21 protein-coding genes are annotated in these 24,075 nt (G+C 29.7%); 13 read left to right on the top strand and 8 right to left on the bottom strand.

Annotated features, from left to right (window positions below):
* The first annotated feature begins 30 nt into the window (after positions 1-30).
* From FDK22_RS06325 to FDK22_RS06310, 4 genes are all read left to right on the top strand, one after another.
* The gene (locus FDK22_RS06325) at positions 31-684 is read left to right on the top strand and encodes an HAD family hydrolase (RefSeq protein ID WP_138152066.1); all 654 of its coding nucleotides are present in this window, start codon (positions 31-33) and stop codon (positions 682-684) included.
* A 237-nt stretch (positions 685-921) separates the two neighbouring features.
* Complete coding sequence (nifJ, locus tag FDK22_RS06320; RefSeq protein WP_138152065.1) at positions 922-4,500, top strand: pyruvate:ferredoxin (flavodoxin) oxidoreductase; 3,579 nt, start codon at positions 922-924, stop codon at positions 4,498-4,500.
* Positions 4,501-4,632: 132 nt separating this feature from the next.
* Positions 4,633-5,013 (top strand): hypothetical protein, encoded by a 381-nt coding sequence (locus tag FDK22_RS06315; protein WP_138152064.1) that lies wholly within the window; start codon positions 4,633-4,635, stop codon positions 5,011-5,013.
* A 38-nt stretch (positions 5,014-5,051) separates the two neighbouring features.
* Positions 5,052-5,405 (top strand): hypothetical protein, encoded by a 354-nt coding sequence (locus FDK22_RS06310; protein WP_138152063.1) that lies wholly within the window; start codon positions 5,052-5,054, stop codon positions 5,403-5,405.
* Between the two features lie 6 nt (positions 5,406-5,411).
* Here FDK22_RS06310 and FDK22_RS06305 read toward each other — a convergent pair whose 3' ends face one another.
* The gene (locus FDK22_RS06305; protein ID WP_171012931.1) at positions 5,412-7,679 is read right to left on the bottom strand and encodes a HAMP domain-containing methyl-accepting chemotaxis protein; all 2,268 of its coding nucleotides are present in this window, start codon (positions 7,677-7,679) and stop codon (positions 5,412-5,414) included.
* Positions 7,680-7,879: 200 nt separating this feature from the next.
* Between FDK22_RS06305 and FDK22_RS06300 the strand changes: the two genes are divergently transcribed.
* The 4 genes from FDK22_RS06300 to FDK22_RS06285 are packed head-to-tail and all read left to right on the top strand — an operon-like array spanning position 7,880 to position 10,564.
* A complete protein-coding gene (locus FDK22_RS06300; protein ID WP_138152061.1) occupies positions 7,880-8,428 on the top strand; it encodes a DUF1439 domain-containing protein in 549 nt (182 codons plus the stop codon).
* 51 nt (positions 8,429-8,479) lie between these two features.
* Positions 8,480-8,995, top strand: coding sequence for an S-ribosylhomocysteine lyase (gene luxS, locus FDK22_RS06295; protein WP_138152060.1), 516 nt, complete (start codon positions 8,480-8,482; stop codon positions 8,993-8,995).
* Positions 8,996-9,006: 11 nt separating this feature from the next.
* Positions 9,007-9,744: a tRNA (5-methylaminomethyl-2-thiouridine)(34)-methyltransferase MnmD gene (locus tag FDK22_RS06290; RefSeq protein ID WP_138152059.1), complete on the top strand. Its 738-nt coding sequence runs from the start codon at positions 9,007-9,009 to the stop codon at positions 9,742-9,744.
* The gene (locus FDK22_RS06285; protein ID WP_138152058.1) at positions 9,731-10,564 is read left to right on the top strand and encodes a hypothetical protein; all 834 of its coding nucleotides are present in this window, start codon (positions 9,731-9,733) and stop codon (positions 10,562-10,564) included. Before FDK22_RS06290 ends, FDK22_RS06285 begins: the two co-directional genes overlap by 14 nt.
* Here FDK22_RS06285 and FDK22_RS06280 read toward each other — a convergent pair.
* The 4 genes from FDK22_RS06280 to FDK22_RS06265 all read right to left on the bottom strand — a co-directional run bounded on the left by FDK22_RS06280 (position 10,533) and on the right by FDK22_RS06265 (position 14,601).
* A complete protein-coding gene (locus FDK22_RS06280; RefSeq protein WP_138152057.1) occupies positions 10,533-11,354 on the bottom strand; it encodes a bacteriohemerythrin in 822 nt (273 codons plus the stop codon). The genes FDK22_RS06285 and FDK22_RS06280 overlap by 32 nt on opposite strands.
* Positions 11,355-11,435: 81 nt before the next feature.
* Positions 11,436-12,953, bottom strand: coding sequence for a gamma-glutamyltransferase (gene ggt / locus FDK22_RS06275; RefSeq protein WP_138152056.1), 1,518 nt, complete (start codon positions 12,951-12,953; stop codon positions 11,436-11,438).
* Positions 12,950-14,029: a carboxylate-amine ligase gene (locus FDK22_RS06270; protein ID WP_138152055.1), complete on the bottom strand. Its 1,080-nt coding sequence runs from the start codon at positions 14,027-14,029 to the stop codon at positions 12,950-12,952. The genes ggt and FDK22_RS06270 overlap by 4 nt, the downstream gene beginning before the upstream one ends.
* A gap of 74 nt (positions 14,030-14,103) precedes the next feature.
* Positions 14,104-14,601, bottom strand: coding sequence for a hypothetical protein (locus FDK22_RS06265; RefSeq protein ID WP_138152054.1), 498 nt, complete (start codon positions 14,599-14,601; stop codon positions 14,104-14,106).
* 88 nt (positions 14,602-14,689) lie between these two features.
* Between FDK22_RS06265 and FDK22_RS06260 the strand changes: the two genes are divergently transcribed.
* Positions 14,690-15,289 (top strand): DUF2238 domain-containing protein, encoded by a 600-nt coding sequence (locus tag FDK22_RS06260; RefSeq protein ID WP_138152053.1) that lies wholly within the window; start codon positions 14,690-14,692, stop codon positions 15,287-15,289.
* A gap of 163 nt (positions 15,290-15,452) precedes the next feature.
* On the opposite strand, the gene metH is transcribed toward FDK22_RS06260, so the two are convergent.
* A complete protein-coding gene (gene metH / locus FDK22_RS06255; protein WP_138152052.1) occupies positions 15,453-18,926 on the bottom strand; it encodes a methionine synthase in 3,474 nt (1,157 codons plus the stop codon).
* A gap of 90 nt (positions 18,927-19,016) precedes the next feature.
* On the bottom strand, positions 19,017-19,613 hold the full coding sequence (locus tag FDK22_RS06250) for an SAM-dependent methyltransferase (protein WP_138152051.1): 597 nt from the start codon (positions 19,611-19,613) through the stop codon (positions 19,017-19,019).
* A 179-nt stretch (positions 19,614-19,792) separates the two neighbouring features.
* Here FDK22_RS06250 and FDK22_RS06245 point away from each other — a divergent pair, with 179 nt between their 5' ends.
* Genes FDK22_RS06245 through hisIE form a run of 4 tightly spaced genes read left to right on the top strand, consistent with a single transcriptional unit; the run spans position 19,793 to position 22,810 of the window.
* Complete coding sequence (locus FDK22_RS06245; protein ID WP_138152050.1) at positions 19,793-20,713, top strand: branched-chain amino acid transaminase; 921 nt, start codon at positions 19,793-19,795, stop codon at positions 20,711-20,713.
* A 23-nt stretch (positions 20,714-20,736) separates the two neighbouring features.
* Positions 20,737-21,828 carry an SPFH domain-containing protein gene (locus FDK22_RS06240; RefSeq protein WP_138152049.1) on the top strand — a complete coding sequence of 364 codons (1,092 nt, stop codon included), beginning with the start codon at positions 20,737-20,739 and terminating at the stop codon, positions 21,826-21,828.
* A gap of 35 nt (positions 21,829-21,863) precedes the next feature.
* Positions 21,864-22,118: a hypothetical protein gene (locus FDK22_RS06235; RefSeq protein WP_138152048.1), complete on the top strand. Its 255-nt coding sequence runs from the start codon at positions 21,864-21,866 to the stop codon at positions 22,116-22,118.
* Positions 22,119-22,126: 8 nt separating this feature from the next.
* Entirely contained in the window at positions 22,127-22,810 is a 684-nt protein-coding gene (gene hisIE, locus FDK22_RS06230; protein WP_138152047.1) for a bifunctional phosphoribosyl-AMP cyclohydrolase/phosphoribosyl-ATP diphosphatase HisIE, read from the top strand.
* A gap of 82 nt (positions 22,811-22,892) precedes the next feature.
* On the opposite strand, the gene FDK22_RS06225 is transcribed toward hisIE, so the two are convergent.
* Positions 22,893-24,005: an Mrp/NBP35 family ATP-binding protein gene (locus FDK22_RS06225; protein WP_138152046.1), complete on the bottom strand. Its 1,113-nt coding sequence runs from the start codon at positions 24,003-24,005 to the stop codon at positions 22,893-22,895.
* Between the last annotated feature and the right edge of the window lie 70 nt (positions 24,006-24,075).

The following is a 24,075-nucleotide window of genomic DNA, read 5'->3' as shown; positions in this document are numbered from 1 at the left end:
AATATTTTCTATTAAATTTAAAGGTGATTTTTGAAGAATATTATATTATTTGATTTAGATGGTACCCTAATTGATTCAACGGATGCCATTTTATCAACTTTTCAACATTCATTTAAAGAAATGAATTACGATTTTAAAGGCTCAAATGAAGATATTAAATCTTTAATTGGTTATCCACTTGATGTTATGTATTTAAAACTTGGAATTAAAGAAAAATTTGTTTGGGATTTTGTTGATACTTATAAAAAAAGATATAAGTTAATTTCAAAACAACAAACTGAACTATTAGAAACGGCAAAAGAAAGTCTACAATATGCAAGTACCTTTGCTAGACTTTCAGTGGTTACTACAAAAACTGGCTCTTACTCAAAAGAACTCTTAGAACATATGGAAGTGATGCATTACTTTGAACATTTAATTGGTAGAGAAGATGTGCAAAATCCAAAACCTCATCCTGAACCAATTAATAAAACTTTGGAATTAATGAATGTTGAAAAAAATTCAAATATTTGGATGATAGGTGATACTGAACTTGATTTAATTGCTGCGAACTCTGCAGGAATAAAAAGTGTAGGGGTTTTATGTGGCTACGGCGATATATCAACTCTTAAGAAACACACTCCATATATAGTCAAAAACTCTCTTGAAGCAGTAAAGTTAATAGAAGAAAACTCTAGATTATAACTTTAAGTTATATATATACTATTTTTACAACTGTTATTAAAATAAACATATGACCATAAAATGGGACTTTTAATTGTCATATGTTTATCATACAATTTCATTAAACTTAAAATTAGCAAAATTACTTTAGATAATTAGTATAATTAATTAATCTAAGCTTATTTAGAGTAATATTCAAGTTAGTCTAAGTTTAATTTAATTAGTATGAATAACAAAAACAATAGATAAGGATAGTTTATGACGAAACAATTTGCAACTATGGATGGAAATGAAGCGGCTGCATATGTATCATATGCATTCACAGAAGTAGCTGGGGTTTATCCTATTACTCCTTCTTCTCAGATGGGAGATAATACTGAAAAGTGGGCTACACAAGGAAAGAAAAACCTTTTTGGTTCGACGGTAAAAGTTATTGAAATGCAATCTGAAGCAGGTGCGGCAGGTACATTTCATGGTTCATTACAAGCAGGTGCATTGACTACTACTTATACAGCATCTCAAGGATTATTATTAAAAATACCAAATATGTATAAAGTGGCAGGTCAATTACTTCCTGGGGTTATTCATGTAAGTGCAAGAGCATTAGCGGCACATGCACTTTCAATTTTTGGAGATCACCAAGATGTAATGAGTGCAAGAGCAACTGGTTTTGCTATGCTTGCAACTGGTTCAGTTCAAGAAGTTATGGATATTGGTGGAGTTGCTCACCTTGCTGCTATAAAAGGTAGAGTGCCATTCTTACATTTCTTTGATGGGTTTAGAACTTCACATGAAATTAACAAAGTTGAAGTGATGGATTATGCTGTATTTGATAAACTAATTGATTATGATGCAGTTCAAAAATTTAGAGATACTTCTTTAAATCCAGAATCTCCAGTTACAAGAGGTACTGCACAAAACGATGATATCTATTTCCAAGGTAGAGAAGCATGTAATAAATTTTATGATGCTGTACCTGATATTGTAAATGATTATATGCAAGAGATATCAAAAGTAACTGGAAGAAATTATGCTCCATTTACTTATTATGGGGATAGTGAAGCAACTGATATTATTATAGCTATGGGTTCTGTTACAGAAACTATTAAAGAGACTATTGATTATTTAACAAAAGTTGAGGGAAGAAAAGTAGGACTTCTTACTGTTCATCTTTATAGACCATTCTCAACTAAATATTTTATGGATGTTCTTCCAGATTCTGTTGAAAGAATTTGTGTAATTGATAGAACAAAAGAACCTGGATCACTTGGTGAGCCATTATACCTAGATGTAAAATCAGTATTTTATGGAACAAATAAACAACCAAAAATTATTGGTGGTAGATATGGTTTATCTTCAAAAGATGTTCCACCTGCACAAATTATTGCTCTTTATGATAACTTAGCATCACAAACACCTAAAGATAGATTTACTGTTGGTATTATTGATGATGTAACAAATACATCAATTGATGTTGGTGAAAATGTATCAGTAGTTGAAGATGTAAATGAGTGTCTATTCTATGGTTTAGGTGCTGATGGTACAGTTGGGGCTAATAAAAACTCAGTAAAAATTATTGGGGATAAAACTGATTTATATGCACAAGCTTATTTTGCATATGATTCTAAAAAATCTGGTGGTTATACAAGATCACACCTAAGATTTAGTAAAAACCCTATTAGATCAACATATCTAGTATCAAACCCTGGATTTGTTGCATGTTCAAAAGAGGTTTACTTAGAACAATATGAAGTTATTGATAAATTAAAAGATGGTGGAACTTTCTTACTTAACTCAATTTATTCAGTTGAAGAGGTTCAACAAAGAATACCTAATAGAGTTAAGAAAATTTTAGCAGATAAAAAAATTAATTTTTATATCATCAATGCAACAAAAATTGCAAGAGATATTGGACTTGGGACTAGAACAAATACAATTATGCAAGCAGCATTCTTTAAACTTGCTGATATTATTCCTTATGAAGAAGCTAAAACATATATGAAACAATATGCAGAAAAAGCATACGGAAACAAAGGTGAAGAGATTGTTAAAATGAACTACTTAGCAATTGATTCTGGTGAAGCGGGATTAGAGCAAGTTCCAGTATTAGAAGAGTGGTCAAATCTTGATGGTGGTGCATTAGTTGTAAATTCAGCATATAAAGGAACAGAATATGTTGAAAACTTTGCAAAAGTTGTTAATGCAGCTAAAGGTGATGAGATTCCAGTTTCATCTATAATAAATATGGGAATGGAAGGTGGAACATTTGAAAATGGTTCTACTAAGTTTGAGAAAAGATCAATCGCAACTATGGTTCCACAATGGAATGAGGATACATGTATTCAATGTAACCAATGTGCATTTGAGTGTCCACATGCTGTAATTAGACCATTCTTACTTGATGAAGAAGAGTTTGAAAAAGCTCCTGAAGGTGTAAAAACTCACTCACTTGACGCAAAAGCTAAGGGAACTAAAGATCAAGGATTAAAATATAAAATCCAAGTTTCAATTATGGACTGTACAGGATGTAATGTTTGTGTTGATATTTGCCCAACAAATGAAAAATCTCTTAAAATGGTTCCTTATGAAATTGAAGATGGGAATAATGAACAAGAGAATGCTGATTACCTATTTAATGATGTAACATACAAAGACCACCTTGTAAAAGCAGACACTGTTCAAGGTTCACAATTTGCACAACCTTTATTTGAGTTCCACTCTGCATGTCCAGGTTGTGGTGAAACACCATATATTACATTAGCTACTCAATTATTTGGTGATAGAATGATGATTTCTAATGCTACAGGATGTACTTCAATTTACTCAGCATCAGCTCCATCAACACCATTTACTAAAAATGCAAAAGGTGAAGGTCCTGCATGGGCAAACTCATTATTTGAAGATGCAGCTGAGTTTGGTTATGGTATGCATGCAGCAAATGAAACTATCAGAAATAGAGTTGGTAGAATCATGGAAGAGACTATGGAAACTGCATCTAATCCACTTAAAGCATTATATAAAGAATGGTTAGCAAATAGATCAAATGGAAAAATGACTCAAGAGATTAGAGATAAACTAGTTCCACAATTAGAACAAAATCAAGATTTACCAGGTGTTAAAGATTTATTATCTCTTAAAAAATACATAGTGAGAAAATCACAATGGATCATCGGTGGAGATGGTTGGGCATATGACATCGGTTATGGTGGTGTTGACCATGTATTAGCAACTGGTGAAAATGTTAATATGCTTGTAGTTGATACAGAGGTTTACTCAAATACTGGTGGACAATCTTCTAAATCAGCTAGAACTGGTTCAATTGCAGACTTTACTAATGATGGTAAACCAAACAAGAAAAAAGACTTAGGTTATATCTCTATGACTTATGGAAATATTTTTGTTGCACAAATCAACTCAAGAGCTTCTCAAAAACAAGCTGTACAAGCTATGAAAGAAGCAGAAGAGTATGATGGACCATCATTAATTATTGCTTACTCTCCTTGTATTGCTCACGGTATTCAAGGTGGATTGATGAAATCAGTTGACCAAGGGCAAATGGCTACAGATTGTGGATATTGGCCAATTTATACCTTTGACCCAAGAAAAATTGAAGAGGGTAAAAACCCAATCAAAATTTCTGGTAAAAAACCAAATTGGGACAAATATGAAGAGTTCCTATTAAGAGAAAATAGATATAGATCTCTTAAAAAACTTAATCCTGAAAAAGCTGATTTCTTATTAGAGCAAAATAAAAAAGAAGCGCAATACAGATATAGACAATTAACTAGAATGGCGGCAGCTGATTATTCTGACGAATTAGAAGGTCAAGACGCTTAATAAAATCTAACAAAGGAGTTCTTCTCCTTTGTTTTAATACTTCTTTATACAGTTGTATAGTTTATACACATAAATCTTTATATAAAATCTTTAACTCTTGTTATACTTAATTAAAATATTTTAAGGAAAATGATGGGACTTTTTGATATTCAAATAAAAAAAGATATACAAACCCAAAAAGATGAAGTTATAAACTATTTAGAAAATAAGCTAACTCCTTTTAGTAAAGATACAACAATTAGTGAAAAAACTTTATTCTTCAAAGGTTTTAAACCTAAAAGCTCGCTCCTTACCTATGATTTAAACATTGATATTGAAAAATCAAAAAAGTCTATCTCCTTAAATATTTTTGGAGAACTACTACATGTGTGGATTCTAGTTATTCTTGTTGTTACAGGGATTTTATTTACCTATGGAATAGGTGTAATTCTAGTGATTGTTTTTGTTTTTTATCAGAAAATTACAGCTACTAAATATCTTAACAATCTTTTAGACAATATTCCAAAGGAATAAGGGTATAAATCTTGCATATTTTCTAAAAAGGATATGCAATGGATATACATCAAAAAGCTTACAACTGGGCACTAAATCATAATTTTGAATCAATAGAGATTGAATATGCTGCAAAACTTGCTTTAAAAATGTTAGATGATTCTTGTCAAATGACCCATGAAGATAGAAAAACTTTCTTTTTTGTATATGATGCTATTTGTGATAGAAAAGATATTGAACTAAATGATGATATGAATAGATTAATTTTCTTAGCTAGAGATAGAGATACGATTTTTTCAAAATCTGAATTTGCAGATATTGTTCATGCCTGTAAAGAGGAGATTATTCCAAATATGCTAAAAGTTCACATGAAAGCCTATAAGAAAATGGTAAGAAAACACCTAAATTTTTAGGAGAGTTTAAAAACTCTCCCAATCATCTTGCTCTTTAATTCTTTTTTCCATAGCTCTTTTTTCAAGCCCATCAAATTTTGTATCAATTAAATTTTTTCTTTTTTCTGAATTCTCTTTTCCAATAAACTCTTTTGCATTTGCATTTTCTAAAATTATAGAAGCAATTTTCTCACTAACACTTGCCACTTCTTCTGTTTGAGTTGCAATTGATGCATTTTTTTGAATCTGTACATCAAGATTGTTTATTGCAGAATTTATTTGTTCTATTCCATCTTTTTGTTCTTTAAATACCCGTTCAACTTCTAAAATTAATTCTAAAGTTTTTGAAACATTATCAGTTAAGATATCGTATCCACTAATCATTTGTGTTGATACATCTTTACCTATATTTGCTTTATTTGTTGCAGATTCAACTAATCTTTTTATTTGATTAGCAGCTTGAGCACTCCTATTTGCAAGATTTCTAACTTCTTGTGCCACAACGGCAAACCCTTTCCCTGCTTCTCCTGCTGTTGCTGCTTCAACTGCTGCATTTAGTGAAAGAATATTAGTTTGAAATGCAATTTGATCAATTACACTAATTGCTTCATTAATACTATTTACCTCATCATTAATCTCATCCATAGAAGAAGCTGTTTTCCCTGCATATTCTTTACCCTCTTTAGCTGAAGTTGATAACTCATTTGCAAAAGATGCCATTCTTAATATATTTTGAGTATTACTTGTTATTGTTGCTGTAATTTCATCTAAAGCACTTGCAGTTTCCTCTATTGAAGATGCGGCTTCAGTAGAAGCAGTACTAACAACTCTAACATTTTCCACAACTTTTTTTGCACTATCTTCTATGGTTAAGCCATTTGTTTTATTTTCAACTAGCATCTCATTTATAATATTTGCCAATTGATTCAGTCCAACTTCAACCTTAGCATTTGCATTATCAATTCTATGTCTAAAATCAAGTTTTGAATATGTTTCTAAAGCTTTTTCTATCTTATTAATATCATCTGAGATTTTTGAACTTAAAACATCTAACATCTCATTAAATAGAACTCTAAGTTCATTTAAGTTTTTATTATTAGATTTTACTTTTACCTCTTGGTTTACTTTTCCATCTTTAACTAAAGATACTACTCTTTTAACATCTTCAATTACTTTTGCATCATCTTTTAAACCTTTGTCTATTGACTCTAGATAGTTGTTAAAATTTTGGGCAATTTTTGAAATTTCATCTTTATTTTTAACTTCAACCCGTGTAGAGGTATCATTACTATTTAGTAGGTTTAATATCCCATTATTTAAACTATTTAAACCATTTGTAATACCCTTTGCAATGGTGATTGAAAAAGAGACTACTAAAATCAATACAATTAATCCTACAATAATTGTTTTGGTTTTTATCCCTTCATTTAAACTACTAACCTCTTCACCAATTAAATTCTGAGCTTTTTCACTTTGTTTTTTTGAATCATCAATTACTTTTTCAATATCATTTTCTAAACTATTGTTTTGTAAAATTAATTTATCCCGTTCATTGATATTTTTTACTATATCATCAACTCCATTTTTATATATAGGGATTAAATTACGAACTTGATTTAATTTATCTTTTCTTACTTCATTTTCTATTAAATCATCTAAGTCAGATACTTGCTCTAAAAGATATCCAAACTCTTTATTTATCTCTTTTACATCATCATTAGAACTTGAATCTAAAAACTTCATTGTATAAAGTCTTGCTAATAGCATAAATCTAATTGCATAACCTGATTGAACTGAGACTTCATATTTCTCATCAATTTCAGAAGTAAGCATTATTGAACTAAGTAACTCCTCAATATTTTTTCCATTTATTGCTAAATTATTTGTATAAATTTCATCAGTTTTTTCCATTAAGGATACTAAGCTTTCAAAATTAGTTTTGTAACTGTTTAACTTTTTAGTGATTAAGGCAAGTTGTTTTTTTTGATTTTTGTTACTGTATTTATTAGCTTCTTTTATTAAGTTTTCAACACCTTTATAATTATTTCCAAATCTTTTAATCTCTTCTTCTTTTGGATTATTTAAATAGCTCTTTAGATTATTATTTAGAAGTAGTATTTTTTCCTCTATTTGAATAAAATGAAGACTATTTTGTACACTACCTTTGTAACTTTGAAAACCTTTGGAACTTTTAGATAAATCAAAAATACTTGTAATAGAAGAAAGTACAACCAATAATGCGATAATTGTAAATGAAATAATAAGCTTCATTTTTATAGAAATATTCCCCAACATTTTCATCTCCCTATCTTATTATTTATGAATTAAGATTCAATTATATGTTAAAATAACTTTAACTTATATTACTAATATTAAATTTTCATAAAGTTATTATCTAAATATAAAAGGTTATTTTTATTATTATTTAAAAGGCATTGCAAATTTATTAATTATACTATAGAATATCAAACTTAGCTAAAGGACTTATAATAAATATGAATATCAAATATACAGTAACTCTTGTTTTAAATACTTTCTTGCTAGTTTTTCTACTTTCGGGATGTGTTGGTAATTTGTCAAAAGATGGATTAGTATTAAGAGTTTCAGAATATGAACTTTCACAATCTTTTGAAGAATCATTTCCTTTTGAAAAAGACTTAGTATTTGGTTCTCTTATACTTCACAAACCTACAATCAAAATGCATAAAACAAAAAATAGTGTTAAAGTTAATATAGTATTAGGATTAAAAACTCTATTTACAAATCCAATAAAGGGTTCATTTATAATAAATGGCGAACCAGAATTTAGAAAAGATATTGCCTCTATTTATTTAAAAAATGTAAAAATTGAAAATTTTCATTTTGGAAAACTAAAAATGAGTGAACAATTTTCAAAAACACTTATAATTACAATGGAACCATTAATAAATAAAATTTTTAAAGAATACCCCCTTTACAAAGTACCAGAAGATTCTATTTTAGGAAGTTTTATAAAAGATATTAAAATTGGAGATTCTAAACTTCTAGTTACTTATGGAATTTAAGCACTTAGAAAAAAAATTTCGATAAAATCACAAAAAAATTAAGGATAAATCATGCCATTATTAGACAGTTTTAGAGTAGACCATACTATTATGCCAGCTCCTGCAGTAAGAGTTGCAAAAACTATGAAGTCTCCTTCAGGTGATATTATTACTGTATTTGATTTAAGATTCTGTGTTCCAAATGAAAAAATGTTAGGGGAAAAAGGTATTCATACTTTAGAGCACCTTTTTGCAGGTTTTATTAGAGAACATTTAAATTCAGATTCAGTTGAAATTATTGATGTATCTCCAATGGGATGTAGAACAGGTTTTTATATGAGTTTATTAGGTAATCCTTCTGAAGAAGAGGTTGCAAAGGCTTGGAAACTTTCAATGGAAGATGTTTTAAAAGTTGAATCTCAAAAAGATATTCCAGAATTAAATGAATATCAATGTGGTACTTATAAAATGCATTCACTTGAAGAAGCTAAACAAATAGCACAAGATATTATTGATAGTAAAATTGGTGTAATGTCAAATAAAGAACTTTATTTACCAGAAGAAAAATTAAAATCTTTAGGTTGCTAATACCATAAAAAATGCACAATTTTATTAAAACTTTCGATGGTTCAAATACTCTTTATTCTAAAAAGTATGACCAACACTTTCATGATTTGAAAACAGGTGCCATCGAAGAGTCTCTAACAAAACATGTTATTCCAGCATTTGAATTTCATAAAAATAAAAAAAATCTTAGAATACTGGATATATGTTTTGGTATAGGTTATAACACTCTAAGTACAATATATTATATAAAAAAACACTCTTTAAATGTAAAACTTGATATTTACTCACCGGAACTTGATTTAGAATTAATTAAATCCCTTGAAAATTTTGATTATCCAGTTGAATTTGAAAATATTAAAAATATAATAAAAGAATTATCAAAAAATTTCAAATATGAAGATAAAGATATAAAAATAGAACTTTTTATTGGTGATGCTAGAAAATATATTAAAACTCTTGATTCAATAGATATTGTTTATCAAGATGCCTTTAGTTCTGAAGTTAACCGTGAACTATGGAGTGTAGAGTATTTTAAAGATATCTATAAAATTTGTTCTGATGATTGCGTGTTAACTACCTACTCTATTGCAACGCCAGTTAGATTATCTTTATATAAAGCAGGTTTTGAAATATATGAAATTAATCCAATAGGAAAGAAAAAACAAACATTAGCATTAAAAACTAAAAAAGATATTGATGGAAAATATATTGATATGCAACTAAAACAACAAAGAAATAAAGAAGCAAAAGCTATATATGATCAATTCTAATACTCATGAGTATATAGAGTTTTATGAAGGAACTCTTCCTATAATACTATCTGCTCCCCATGGTGGTGAAATACTCCCAAAGGAGATAAAAACAAGAACATCTGGAGTTTTTGAAAAAGACGATTATACAAAAGAACTAACATTAGAAATAATTAAGGAGTTTGAAAAAAGTTTAGGCAAAACTCCCTATGCCGTAATCGCTTCAATTTCAAGGGAAAAAATTGATTTAAACAGAAAAAAAGAAGAGGCCTTTGAAGATAAAAAGGCCTCAAAGATATATGATAGATTTCACAATTTAATTAAATTTTCTAAAAATGAAGTTGAAAAAAAATTTGCTAAAGGGATTTATATTGATATTCATGGACAATCTCATCCACACAATTATTTAGAGTTTGGATATATGCTTGATAACTCAACTTTAAACCTACATGAAACACAACTAAAAGAGTATCAAGAACAATCAAGTATAAAAAATCTAGCTAAATTTTCAAAACAATCTTTTTTTAATCAACTAAAAGGACCTTTTTCTATGGGAAGTTTGATGACAAATCTAGGTTTTGACTCCGTTCCTTCAGTTAAACTTCCATATGCTGCTGATAATAACTATTATGAAGGAGCTTATAATACCTATTTACATGGTTCTTTAGATAAAAGAAATATTAGTGGTATTCAAATAGAATTCCCCTATGTAAACTGTAGAGATACGAAAGAAAATAGACAAAGATGCGCCAAAGCATTTGTTTCTGCCTTGACAAAATTTTTAGAGGTTCATTTAGAAGTAAACTTTCCTAAGATTGATTGCTTTGAACAAAACTTATAATTTTTCTATCTTCATATAAGATATGATTAATTAACCAAATATCCATATATTCAATTAATTTTTTTTCAAAATTGATTATTGATAAAGTTGGCAATTTTTTAATAAAAGCATTCATCTGTTCAATAATATTTTCATGAATTGCCCTATGTTCTTCTAATAGTGGATATCCAATTTGAACTAAATACTCTTCTTCATGATTAAAATGGGTTTTCATATATTCATACAATTCATTAACTGTAATTTTCACATGTGTTTTTATATTAGTTCCATGGTAATTCAAAGATTTCAAAGCTATATTAAATAATTGTTCATGTTCTTCATCTAATAATTGATTTTTTAATTGATACTCTATATTCCATTTAAATCTTTCTCTTAAGTGTTCCCTTGGCTTAATCTCATGGTGTACTTTTTTATCTTCTATTAAAATATGTTGTAGAATATTTTTATTAACTAATATACTTAATTGAAAAATTGTTTCTTCCATATCTTGAGTACTAATTTTTTTTAAAACCTCATTTAACGCCTCAACTAAGTTTTGGTGTAAAACCTTATGTTCAGCAAGCCTTGAAAAGTTTAATTCTCTCATAAACCTCTCTTCATTTGCAAAATGAAATTTTGTATATTTAATTAGTTCTTTTAAGATAGTTGTTAAATGTATTTTATTTGTACAAACATTTAACTCATTTGCAATATCAAAAAGTCTTTGATGCTCAGCATCAATTTTTTCATCCCCTATTGAATAGGCATTACTCCATATAGAAATATAACAACTATCAATCTTTGCATTCATGAAACACCCCCTTTGAATAACCCTCGATTATTATTCTAACAAAAGAATGTCTCACTATTGTCTCATATAGTTATTTTAATGTTATACTTTTATTACACATGCTCCTCTTCTACTATCACAACCCCCTTCAAGACTACCATTTACTGCCTGTACACCTCCAAAAAAGATGTTTAAAGAATCAAAATATTGAAGTTTATAATGTTTTTCTAATTCATTTCTAATAGCCATATCTAATTCAGGTTCCACGCAAACAACCCCTTTTTCAAAATGAATCCTAGGGGAATTAATACTTTCATTTAAATTCATTCCATATTCAAGATTATTAATTATAGTTGAAGTGATAGCTGAACGAATTCTATTACTCCCTGCACTTCCAAGGATTAACTCAGGGTGTCCATCTTTTAAAACAGCTGTTGGTGCCATCATAGATGGTAATCTAATCCCCTCATCCCAAGCAAACCATCCATGAGGATTTAAGTCCTCTTCACCCATCATATTATTAAGCATAATTCCTGAACTAGGTATAACATGACCACTTCCTTCACCATTTGTTGTAGTTACAGAAACGGCATTTCCTTTTTCATCAATTACAGATAAATGGGTTGTATTTCCCCAAAGATTTAGTCTACTATGCATTGTTGTACAATAATTTTTTATTAGTCTATCATTAAACAAGATATCTTTTAATTTTTCATCGTGTAAAAACTCATCTACATGTTCACGTCTAAAATCACTTGTTGTATTAAAGCTTTCTATTAAACCTTTTACATACTCAAAACTTCTAAAATCTTTTAAGTCATATTGTTCGAGAAGTTTCATTGTAAAAGCAATTAATATACCCCCTCCACTAGGTGGTGGATTTGTTACAATCTCATAATCTTTATATTTAAAATCTATTGGATTTCTTTTTATAACTTCATAGTTTTTTAAATCTTCTTTATAAATAAGTCCATCATTCTCTTTTGATATTTTTTCAATTTCTGATGCTACTTCACCTTCATAAAAAAGTCTAGCACCCTCTTTTGCAAAAGCTTCTAAAAAGTCTGCATATTGAGGATTTTTAAAAAGATGTGTTTCATCAATCAAATTTTTATCATCAATTCCATATACATCCATACTAGATTTTGTTGATGTAAAAATTGGCTCAAGTAACTTTACAAAACTTGCTTGCATAGGAGATAAAAAAATACCCTCCCTTGCATACTTTACTGCTGGTTCTATAATTTTACTAAGTGGCAAGGTGCATTTTTCTTTATGAACTTTTTCAATCCCTTTTATTAAACCTGGGATTGCCACGCTTCCAGCACCAATATGAAACTCTTGAATAGCTGCTCCAAAATCTACATATATAGGATAAAACTCTGGTTCTGATAATCTCTTTTTAGGAACTTCAACAAAAAAATCGTAAAGTTCAGGCTTTTTATCTTTTTCTAAACCTAATAAAAAACCCCCTCCCCCTAAGCTTGTAAATAGTGGCTCACAAATTGGAGCAGCTAGCATTACTGCTAAGGCTGCATCATAAGCATTACCACCCTCTTTTAAAATATCAGCTCCTGCTTGAGCGGAATTTTTATCTCCAGCTGCAACTACACCTTTCATTCAAATACACCTAACCTTTCTACTTCTTTTAAACTATTTGTTCTTTTATATAAATTTTCCATTTTTTTAGAGATAGATTCTTTTTCTATTAATCTATTTGCTCTTTGTGAAAAATCTTTATCTATCAAATTATTAGCTAAAGCTTTTTTTACCAATTGTTTTAATTCATCTCTAATTAAACTAACTTCGCCCTTATGGTTAACTATTTCTCCATCCATAGAATATCTAGTTGCACTCCACATATTTTGCTTTAAAATTTGCATTGGAACTTTTTCAAATCTATCTATTTGAGATAATTGACACATCACTCTAATAAGTTGAATAATAATCTCTAATCTCTCAAAATCATTGACAGCATCACAGATTCTAAATTCAACTGTTTTAAAATGGGGCTGGATTCTTACATCCCACCAAATATCTTTTGTAGAATCAATTACATTTGATTTTTCTAATAATTGATATATGTTATTCATCTGCTCATAATTGTCAAAGTATTCTGGAATGGAAGCCTTTGGAAGTCTTGAAAAGATTTTTGTTCTATAAGAATGGATACCCGTATCAATACCATTATAATACAAAGATGAAGCACTTAATGCTAAAAAAAGTGGTAAATAATAAATTGAGTAATTATAAGCTTTTAAAGCCTTATCAAAATTTTCAAATCCTATATGAACATGGGTTCCGCAGATAGAAAAATCATCTAACAAAACTTTATGTTCATCATAGATTTTTTCATATCTTTTATCTTTACATATATTAAAATCTTCACTTTTTTGTGCATAGGTTCCACTAGTTTGTAAAGATAATGATTTTTGTGAGGCAACTTTTGATAATTCACTAATTATGTTTTTTAGATAAGTAATTAAATCTTCTTCATAATGGAAAATAGGAGTATTAATCTCTATCATAGAATCTAAAAACTCTTTTGCAATATTTGCCTTGAATTTTTCATCTAGATTTGAATAAATATAATCAAATTCATCTTTAGGAGATAAAGTAAATTTATCTAATATTCTTAATTCTAACTCAATACCTATTGAGAAATGGTTTCCGGTTTCAAACTTTTCAAACTTCATAAAAATCCATTTTTTAAGGGATAGTACTATTGTACTTGTTTTTTACTTATTTTGAAAAGTTAAATTTAATTATTTTAATCTTCTACTAGATTATCTAAGATATATTTTTCTAAATCTTTTTTTGAAACTTCATTTTTTAATGCTTGTAAATAAATCTCTTCAATTTTTTTATTATATTCATGATAAGGGAAATATGGAAATCTTAATTGCCAAGATTTTTTAATTTGTCTATATGAAATTATATCTCTCATTTTAGATCTAAAAAAGTTAAACCCCATAAAAATTATGGCAGTAATAATCATTGCCCCTAAAATAGAAATATGTGGATCAATATTTGCTAAAGGATAATGCAAAATTGTTGAAATTGGAACTAAAATAGCTAGTACAATCAAGATATATACTAAATAAGCTCGTCCAAGTTTTAATCTGAATCCTAACTTCGCAGGGTCAACATGCATACCTTCATTGAATTGTCTATTTGCTTCAAGTAAATCTCTTAGTAAAATTGGTTGTTTTGAAAGTATATAAATGTAATTGATTATCTTATCAGTAAGCGTTTTTTCTTTTTCCATTACAAAGTTCCTTTTTTAAGTAGTTAGATTTTATCAAAAAATAGATAATAATGAGTTAATTCAAATATTAAAAAGAGTAGAATATCCCATGAAGTATTTATATTTATTAATATTTTTTTCTTTTTTATTATGGTCAGGGATTAATCCAAAAGATCAATTTACTTGGTTTCTAGAAGTTTTACCAGCAATTATTGGAATAATTATCCTAATGATTACATACAAAAACTTTAAATTAACAACACTAGTTTATTCTCTTATTTTAGTGCATTGCATTATACTTATGATTGGTGGCCACTACACTTATGCTCAAGTTCCTTTTTTCGATTTAATAAAAGAGGTTTTTAATCAAGATAGAAATAATTATGACAAAGTAGGACACTTTGCTCAAGGATTTATTCCAGCAATGATTGCTAGGGAAATATTAATACGAAAAAATGTAATCCCAAATAGTGTTTGGAGAAATTTTTTTATAGTATGCTTTTGTTTAGCTTTTTCTGCTTTTTATGAACTTATTGAATGGTGGGTTGCAATTTTTTCTGGCGAAGATGCCGAAGCTTTCTTAGGAACTCAAGGTTATGTTTGGGATACCCAAAGTGATATGGGATTAGCACTATTAGGGTCAATTGTTGCCTTAATTTTACTTAATAAATATCATGATAAACAGTTAAAATCTATAATAAATTTATAAAAATATATTATTTTAGAAAAGTAAAAAAGAAGAATCATAGAAATTGCTAGTTTGAGTAAGATTCAAGGCAAACAATAAAATCTAGAAAGGAGTTTACTGTAGTAAATGACTTTCTAGATTTTTGAAGTTTAACGAAGAAGATTGCTTAAAATAGCAATTTCCCCTAGATATTGTAATAGTTCGCTTTGTGGTGAGGAACTATTATTGCGCATGTACTTTGTTCCGGATGAATCTGGAAAGTCTCACTTAACTCTATCCCAAACTCTTCAGGATTTAGTAAATCAAACATATCCCTACTTTGTTCTAAGTCTGGACAAGCAGCATACCCAGGAGAGTATCTACAACCTACATATTGTTTCATTTGAACATCATGTAAGGTATTTCCCTCTTTTGGCACAATATCTAAATCAAGTCTAACTTGTTTGTGAATTACCTCAGCTAAAGCCTCAGCTAATTCAACACCTAATCCATGAACTTGATAATATTCTGTAAATTTACTATCTTTATAAAGTTCTGCTTCATATGGACTTAGTTTAAGACCTGCACTAGCAAAAGAAAATGCCACTACATCTAATCTATCATTTGCAAAGAAATCAGCTATACATCTATGTGGTTTTTTCTTTTGTCTTGGAAACTCCATAACTTTTATTGCTTTTTCTAAAGGTGGCACATTTTTAGCTTCTTCAAGGGAATGGAAAGCATATTCTTCAGAGAAAATATAAAGCTTATTCTCTTTTGAAATACATGGATAATATGCATAAATAGCAATTGGGTCAAAAAGTTCTTTTTGAATAAACTCTTCTTTTAATCTTTCATAAAGTGGTTCAACAACATCTTGTTCATGTTTTAAAAACTCTTCACTAGATTGTTTTCCTCTTTTATATCCCCATCTTTGTCTAAATAAAACTCTATGATTTATCCATTTAAAAACTAAATCTTTATCAACACCTTTTCCATATAAAGCAACTCTACCCCAAAGTGGTGGGAATGTAAAAGTCCCAGATTCTGGAAGTTCTACATCCTCTTCTTTTACGATTACTTCTTCTTTATCTTTTTTAACAACACCATCTTCATCATCAATTAAATCTGCGGCTAAAGCTGTATTATCTAACTCACCCTCTTCTATTCTTTGCATAGAAACAACACCATCAAAAGCATCTCTACAATAGAAAATAGGACCATCATAAATTGGTCTACAATAATCGTTTACAAAACCTTTTGTAAGTGCCGCACCACCTAAAAGTACAGGAATATCAATCCCCTCTTTTTGTAAAGCTTCAAGGTTCTCTTTCATTACAGCAGTAGATTTAACTAAAAGTCCACTCATCCCAATTGCTTGAGCTTTATGCTCTTTAACAGCAATGATAAAGTCATTTAAATCAGCTTTTATACCAATATTTATAACTTTAAATCCATTATTTGAAAGGATAATATCAACTAAATTTTTACCAACATCATGAACATCACCTTTAACAGTTCCTAAAACTAAAACAGTTTCACTAGCTTTATCCTCTTTTGGTAAATATGGATTAAGTGCATCAACTGTTGCTTTCATAGTTTCAGCACTTTGAAGTACAAATGGTAATTGCATTTGTCCACTTCCAAAAAGTTCTCCAATCACTTTCATTCCATCAATTAGCCACTCATTTACAATGATTTCAGGGTTTACTGTGTGTCTTAATTCATCTACAAGTGGTAGCATTCTTTCTTTATCACCATCAAGAAGAAGTTTTTTAACTTTATCAATTGGTTCAAGTTTTTGATACTCCTCGTCACTTTGCTCTTCCATATCAGCAACATTAGAGAAGTGTTCAATAAACTTAAATAGGGGATCACCATCTTCTTGGTTATTGAAAATTAAATCATCACAAGCTTTTTTATCTTCATCGGAGATTTTGTTTAATGGCAAGATATGTTTTACATTTACAATAGCAGATGTTAATCCAGCTTTTACACAATGGTCTAAATAGATAGAATTTAAATATATTCTTGCATTTATTGATAATCCAAATGAGATATTTGAAAGCCCTAATGTAGTTCCAACTTCTGGGTGACGAATCTGAAATTCTCTAATAGCTTCAAGGGTTTCAACACCTGCTGTTCTATACTCATCATCACCAGATCCAATTGTAAAAGTTAGCATATCAAAAACTAAATCATCTGGTTTAAATCCATGTCTATTTACACATAAATCAAAGATTCTTTCAGCAACTTCAAGCTTACGCTCTTTTGTTTTTGCCATTCCTATTTCATCAATAACTAAACAAACAAGTGCTGCTCCAAATTTTTTTGCTAATTTACAAACTGCATCAAATTTTTCTTCCCCATCTTCGAGATTTACTGAATTGATTATACATCTTCCACCAATTTGTTTTAAGGCAGCTTCAAGTGCTGGAAGTTGAGTAGAGTCGGGCATAAGTGGTAATGAAACTTTTTGAGAATAAAGTTCAATAACCTTATCCATATCTCCTGTTTCATCCCGTCCAGCAAAACCAACACTTACATCAATAACATGAGCCCCAGCTCTTACTTGCTGTTGACCAACTGATAAAGTTCCTTCATAATCATTTGCTTTTAACAATTCTCTAAATGCCTTCGAACCTGTGGCATTACTTCTTTCACCTATTAATAATGGTGCTGGGTCTTGTTTTAATGGAACAACATTAAATAGTGAAGCTAATGATGCTTTTAAAAATCCACAAGGTTTTAAAGGTTTAATCCCCTTAACACCTTCACGTAAAGCTTTAATATGCTCAGGGGTTGTACCACAACAACCACCAAGAAAACTAACCCCATTTATTTCAAGGAACTCTTTTTGCAATTTTGTAAATTCATCTGGTCCCATTGGATAATAAGTTTGACCACCTCTATTTTGAGGAAGCCCTGCATTTGCATGTACAGAAATAGGGAATTTACAAACCTCACTTAAGGCTTTAACGTGTTTATGAACTTGTTTTGGCCCAGTTCCACAGTTAAATCCTAAAGATAAAATATTAAAAGGTTCTAAAATAGCTGCAATTGTCATAGCATCAGTTCCAATTAACATAGTTCCTGACATCTCAATAGTTACACTTACCATAATAGGTATTTGTGGGGCTACTTCATTTAAAGCATGTAAAGCCGCTTTAATTTGTAACGGGTCTTGACAAGTTTCTAATAAAAATACATCTGTTCCACCATCAGCTAATCCCTTAGCCATGATTTTATAACCTTCGAACATCTCATCATATTTTATATGTCCAAGAGATGGAAGTTTTGTTCCTGGACCTATTGAACCAAATACAAATTTTGGGTCTTCTGGAGTGTTATATTTTTCTTTAATTTTATTAGCAATTTGGGCACCTAGTTTTGATAATTCATAAGAAGTTTCAGGTATACCATATTCATCTAAAACCCAAGGCATAGAACCAAAAGTATTTGTAGTTAAAAAATTTGCCCCTGCTTTAGCATAATTATCATGAATAGTTTCAAGAATATGTGGAGCAGTTAAATTTAAAAGTTCGTTACACCCTTCTAAATCGTTACCTTCATATTGCCATTGTTCATTTTTAATATCTGCAAGTTGAAGCTGTGTCCCCATAGCTCCATCAATAATTAAAACTTTTTCTTCAATTAATTTTTTTATTTTTTCTGTCATTAAATCTTCTTAAATTTTATTAAATTTGTCGTTGTAAAAGGTTAATAGTATATTTAAAACTAGATTAAAATTTTGTAAAGAGAATATAGACTATTTTTCTAAAAATACTCTTATCACACAAGCTTCACCTTGGTGACCTTTCCCCTCATCTAAAATTGTAATTTGCTCTTTAACTTCCGCACCACTAAAAGTATAGTGTGATTTAAAATCTTCAACTGTATATAAAAGGTCTAAATCTTTTGGTCCACCACTATTATACGATATTTGTTTTTGAGAAAAAAACTCCCCAATAAATAATCCATCAACATTTAAAGAGTCATCAATTTTTTCAAATAAGTCATCTCTATCTTCTTTGTACATATGCAAATATGAAGCAACTATTACATCATACTTTGAATCAACTTCCCAGTGATTTAAATCTATACATATTGTTTTTATTTCTAAGTTCTCTTCATCTGCTCTTTGTTTAAGTTTAGAAAGACCAATATCAGAAGCATCAATTGCAGTTACATCAAAACCTCTTTTTGCTAAAAAAATAGCATTTCTTCCTTCCCCCTCACCTAAACATAAAACTTTTGCATCTTTTGGAAATGATTTAATTTTTGAGGCAATAAAACCATTTGGCTTTAAACCATATAGAAAACCTTCCCTTGAAAATTTACTATTCCAAAACTCTTGTTGGCTCATTTAATCTCCTAAAATTTTAAAAAAGCAAGTAAGTTGCATTTAAATTTTTTTGCAATTGTAATGAGTCATATATAAAAAACTCTTATTACAAATGATATAAATCTTTTATCTCACTAAACTTTAATAAAACCTTAGATAGACTATCTGCTAAATTTCAAACGATATATAGGATTATAAAAATGACTGAAGCAAAATACATCTGGATGGATGGGAAATTTGTTGATTGGCATGAAGCAAAAGTTCATGTATTAAGCCACACATTACATTATGGTAATGGTGCAATTGAAGGTACTAAAGCTTATAAAACTCATGATGGAAGATGTGCAATTTTCAAATTAGAAGAACACACAAAAAGACTTTTAAATTCTTCTAAAATGACGTTAATTGATGTTCCTTTTACAGCAGAAGAGTTAAATGATGCTCAAGTTGAATTATTACAAAAAAATGAGTTATTTGAAGGTGCTTATATTAGACCTTTAGTATATCTTGGTTACGGAGTTATGGGACTTTATCATAAAGATGCTCCTGCACAAGTTTCAATTTCTGCATGGGAATGGGGTGCATACCTTGGTGAAGAGGGTATGAAAAAAGGTGTTAGAGTAAAAATCTCATCTATGACAAGAACTCCTAATACATCAGGTATGGGAAAAGCAAAAGCAGTAGCTAATTACTTAAACTCTCAAATGGCAAAATTTGAAGCAGTAGAAGCTGGTTATGATGAAGCTTTATTAAGAGATGACCAAGGTTATATCGCTGAAGCATCTGGTGCTTGTTTCTTTATTGTAAGAGATGGAGTTATTATTACTCCACCAAATGATAACTCATTAGAATCAATTACACAAGCAACAGTAATTGATATTGCAAAAGATATGGGTTATGAAGTTGTTAGAAGAAGAATTACAAGAGAAGAGATTTATATTGCAGATGAAGCATTCTTTACTGGTACAGCTGTAGAAGTAACTCCAATTAGAGAAGTTGATTGTAGAGTTATTGGTGCAGGTGAAAGAGGACCAGTAACTGAAGCACTTCAAAAGGCTTACTTTGATGTAGTTCAAGGTAAAAACGAAAAGTATGTTAAGTATTTAACTTACGTAAACTAAAAAAATAAAAAAGGGTAGTAAATATGCCAATTGATAACGACTATTTTAAGAATAGACAACAGCAAAACAAAAGTAATGGTAATGGTTCTGGTGGAAACGGTGGTGGAGGAAATTATCAACCACCTTTTGAGCCACCTGAATTTTTCAAAAGTTTTGGTAAAAAAGCAGGATTTATTTATGTTATTGTAATTATATTTGCTATTTTATTCATAACAAAACCATTTATGACAATTGAATCAGGTAATGTTGGTATTAAACAAACATTAGGAAAATATGAAGAACAACCATTAAGACCAGGTTTTCACTTTATTCTACCAGGGTACCAAAAGGTTACAGTAGTTGATACAAAAGTTAGACTTATGAACTATGCTTCTGTAGAAACAAGTAATGGTTTTGACCAAAGTATTAGAAGTAACCCTGCAATTAATATTCTTGATGCAAGGGGTTTACCAGTTTCAATTGAATTAACTGTTCAATATAGACTAACTGCTGATGGTGCTCCATTAACAATTGCTACATGGGGACCAGCATGGGAAGATAAAATTGTTAACCCAGTTGTTAGAAATATTGTAAGAAATGTTGTTGGTGGATTTAACGCTGAAGAGTTACCAACAAGAAGAAATGAAATTGCAACAATGATTGAAAATGGTATTAGAACTCAAATTGAAGCATTAGAGGGTAAACCTGTTTCAGTTGAATCTGTTCAATTAAGAGAGATTGTTCTTCCAGAAAAAATCAAAGATCAAATTGAAAGAGTTCAAATAGCTAACCAAGAAGCACAAAGAGTTAGATACGAAGTTGAAAGAGCAAAACAAGAAGCTGAGAAAAAAGCTGCACTTGCAAAGGGTGAGGCTGACAAAAACAGAATTGAAGCTCAAGGTAGAGCAGATGCTGTAACTATTGAAGCAAAAGCACAAGCTCAAGCTAATAAAGAGATTGCTAATTCATTAACTGGTGAGTTATTACAAATGCAACAAATTCAAGTACAAGGTAAATTTAACGATGCACTTAGAGAAAATAAAGATGCAAAAATTTTCTTAACTCCTGGTGGTTCAACTCCAAATATCTGGGTTGATACAAAAAATAAATCAAGAGATACTGCAATTAATCAATAAGAGTGAAATTCACTCTTATTGAAAATAAGATTCTCATGAAAAATCTATTTCTTTTTTTAATACTCTTAAACTCACTTTACTCACAAGATAAAATTATTATTGACGAAACAATTCAACTTGACAAAAATAAAGAGTATTATGAAAAGAAAGAAAATCTTTTAAATGAAGTTCCCAAAATAGAAGAGATAAAAAAAAGAAAAGAGAAACTTGAAGTTGATGGGAAGGTTGGTGTAAATAAAGAGACTAAAACAATTGATAGTGTAAATATCAATATTGGATCAAAATTTTAAGGTAAAAAATGACAAATAGTGAAATAATAAACTGGGAAAAAGTTGATGGAATGGTTCCAGTTATAACACAAGATTCAAATACTAATGAAGTATTGATGATGGCATATATGGATAAAGAAGCTTTAGAGTTAACAATCAAAACAAAACAAGCTCACTATTTTTCTAGAACTAAACAAAGAATCTGGAAAAAAGGTGAAAGTTCAGGACATATCCAAGATGTGAAAGATATTTTAATAGACTGTGACAACGACACACTTTTATTAAAAGTTGAACAAACCGGTGTTGCTTGTCATACAGGTAGAAAATCATGTTTTTTTACAAACCTTGAAACAAAAGAAACTACTTCTGACGTGGAGATTGATACAACTAGCGCTTATGGTGTGATTGATAATTTATACCATGTGATTGAATCAAGAAAAAATGATGACCCATCAAAATCATATACAGCAAAACTTTTAAATGGTAAGCAAAACTCTATGCTTAAAAAAATTGTTGAAGAAGCTGGAGAATTTACCTTTGCAGTAAAAGATGATAACAAAGAAGAGATAGTTTATGAAGCAGCTGATTTAGTATATCACTGTATGGTTGCACTAGCTTCTAAAAATATCAATCCAGACCAAGTTAAACAAGAACTCTCTCGTAGATTTGGACTATCTGGAATTGATGAAAAAAACTCAAGAGTAGAATCTTAATATAAAAAAAGGAGGTACTATTTAGTACCTCCTTTAACAAACTTTTTACAAGTTTGTTATCATTATGCTAACCTAGCATCTATTATTTAGAAGAACAAGCTGAAACACCTGCTGGTGTAGTTGGTTGAATTGCTTCATTTGAAGCTTTTTCGCTAACCTCATCAACAAAAGCTACAAGTTTAGCAGCAGCTTGCATATATCTTTTTGCTGACTCTGATTCAGGTTGACAGTAAACAACTGGTTTACCACCATCTCCTCCCTCTCTAATAGCAGGTTCAATTGGAAGCATTCCTAATACTTGTGTATTATATTGATCTGCTAAATCATCACATGTTCCCATTCCAAAGATATCTGATTCTTCACCACATTTTGGACAAATAAATCCACTCATATTTTCAACAATACCTGCAATTGGAATATGAAGTTTTTTGAACATATCAAGAGATCTTCTTGAATCATCTAATGCTACATGTTGAGGAGTAGTAACATTTACACCACATGTTACAGGTACACTTTGAGCTAAAGTTAATTGAGCATCACCAGTTCCTGGAGGCATATCAATGAAAAGAATATCTAAATCTTCCCACAAAATATCTCTTAATAATTGTTGGATAGCTTTCATAATCATAGAACCTCTCCAAATAAGAGATTGTCCCTCTTCCATAAGTGAACCCATTGACATTACATCAACACCATATGCACTAAAAGGTTTTGCTTTATTTCCAACAATCTCTACTTCTGCTCCTCTTAATCCCATCATTCTAGGAATATTTGGACCATAGATATCAGCATCTAAGATACCAACTTTTTTACCTTGCATTGCTGCTGCTATTGCTAAGTTTACAGTTGTAGTTGATTTACCAACTCCACCTTTACCTGAACTTACCATTACAAAGTTTTTAATTTGTGGAGCGATATTTTGTCCACTAGTACTGTTACTTTGTTGTTTTGGAGCTTCTGGTTTTTTAATATTAAAAGCTATATTTGAAACTCCAATTGACCCTAAAACAGTTGAGATATTCTTTTTTAATTCCTCTTCAACTTCAGGTGCACTTGAAGTTATATCTAAATGTATAACATAACTATCTGCATTTTGTTCTACATCCTTTAAAAAACCAAACTCAACGATTGATTTTTGAAAACCTGGATATAAAACTTTTCCTAATTCATTTTTTATTTCAGCTATAGTTGCCATAATAATTTTTCCTTATAAAGTTTCAAAATTTACGTATTATATTTAATATAGGATAACTTTTGTCTTAATT

The organism is Arcobacter arenosus, assembly GCF_005771535.1.
Lineage (GTDB): Bacteria > Campylobacterota > Campylobacteria > Campylobacterales > Arcobacteraceae > Halarcobacter > Halarcobacter arenosus.
The sequence above is the reverse complement of the archived record's forward strand: the minus strand, read 5'-3'. Positions and strand labels throughout refer to the sequence as shown.

Coding starts and splice junctions, on each gene's coding strand:
- nifJ (WP_138152065.1), top strand. CDS start 922: ATGACGAAACAATTTGCAACTATGGATGGAAATGAAGCGGCTGCATAT.
- FDK22_RS06315 (WP_138152064.1), top strand. CDS start 4,633: ATGGGACTTTTTGATATTCAAATAAAAAAAGATATACAAACCCAAAAA.
- FDK22_RS06310 (WP_138152063.1), top strand. CDS start 5,052: ATGGATATACATCAAAAAGCTTACAACTGGGCACTAAATCATAATTTT.
- FDK22_RS06305 (WP_171012931.1), bottom strand. CDS start 7,679: ATGTTGGGGAATATTTCTATAAAAATGAAGCTTATTATTTCATTTACA.
- FDK22_RS06300 (WP_138152061.1), top strand. CDS start 7,880: ATGAATATCAAATATACAGTAACTCTTGTTTTAAATACTTTCTTGCTA.
- luxS (WP_138152060.1), top strand. CDS start 8,480: ATGCCATTATTAGACAGTTTTAGAGTAGACCATACTATTATGCCAGCT.
- FDK22_RS06290 (WP_138152059.1), top strand. CDS start 9,007: ATGCACAATTTTATTAAAACTTTCGATGGTTCAAATACTCTTTATTCT.
- FDK22_RS06285 (WP_138152058.1), top strand. CDS start 9,731: ATGATCAATTCTAATACTCATGAGTATATAGAGTTTTATGAAGGAACT.
- FDK22_RS06280 (WP_138152057.1), bottom strand. CDS start 11,354: ATGAATGCAAAGATTGATAGTTGTTATATTTCTATATGGAGTAATGCC.
- ggt (WP_138152056.1), bottom strand. CDS start 12,953: ATGAAAGGTGTAGTTGCAGCTGGAGATAAAAATTCCGCTCAAGCAGGA.
- FDK22_RS06270 (WP_138152055.1), bottom strand. CDS start 14,029: ATGAAGTTTGAAAAGTTTGAAACCGGAAACCATTTCTCAATAGGTATT.
- FDK22_RS06265 (WP_138152054.1), bottom strand. CDS start 14,601: ATGGAAAAAGAAAAAACGCTTACTGATAAGATAATCAATTACATTTAT.
- FDK22_RS06260 (WP_138152053.1), top strand. CDS start 14,690: ATGAAGTATTTATATTTATTAATATTTTTTTCTTTTTTATTATGGTCA.
- metH (WP_138152052.1), bottom strand. CDS start 18,926: ATGACAGAAAAAATAAAAAAATTAATTGAAGAAAAAGTTTTAATTATT.
- FDK22_RS06250 (WP_138152051.1), bottom strand. CDS start 19,613: ATGAGCCAACAAGAGTTTTGGAATAGTAAATTTTCAAGGGAAGGTTTT.
- FDK22_RS06245 (WP_138152050.1), top strand. CDS start 19,793: ATGACTGAAGCAAAATACATCTGGATGGATGGGAAATTTGTTGATTGG.
- FDK22_RS06240 (WP_138152049.1), top strand. CDS start 20,737: ATGCCAATTGATAACGACTATTTTAAGAATAGACAACAGCAAAACAAA.
- FDK22_RS06235 (WP_138152048.1), top strand. CDS start 21,864: ATGAAAAATCTATTTCTTTTTTTAATACTCTTAAACTCACTTTACTCA.
- hisIE (WP_138152047.1), top strand. CDS start 22,127: ATGACAAATAGTGAAATAATAAACTGGGAAAAAGTTGATGGAATGGTT.
- FDK22_RS06225 (WP_138152046.1), bottom strand. CDS start 24,005: ATGGCAACTATAGCTGAAATAAAAAATGAATTAGGAAAAGTTTTATAT.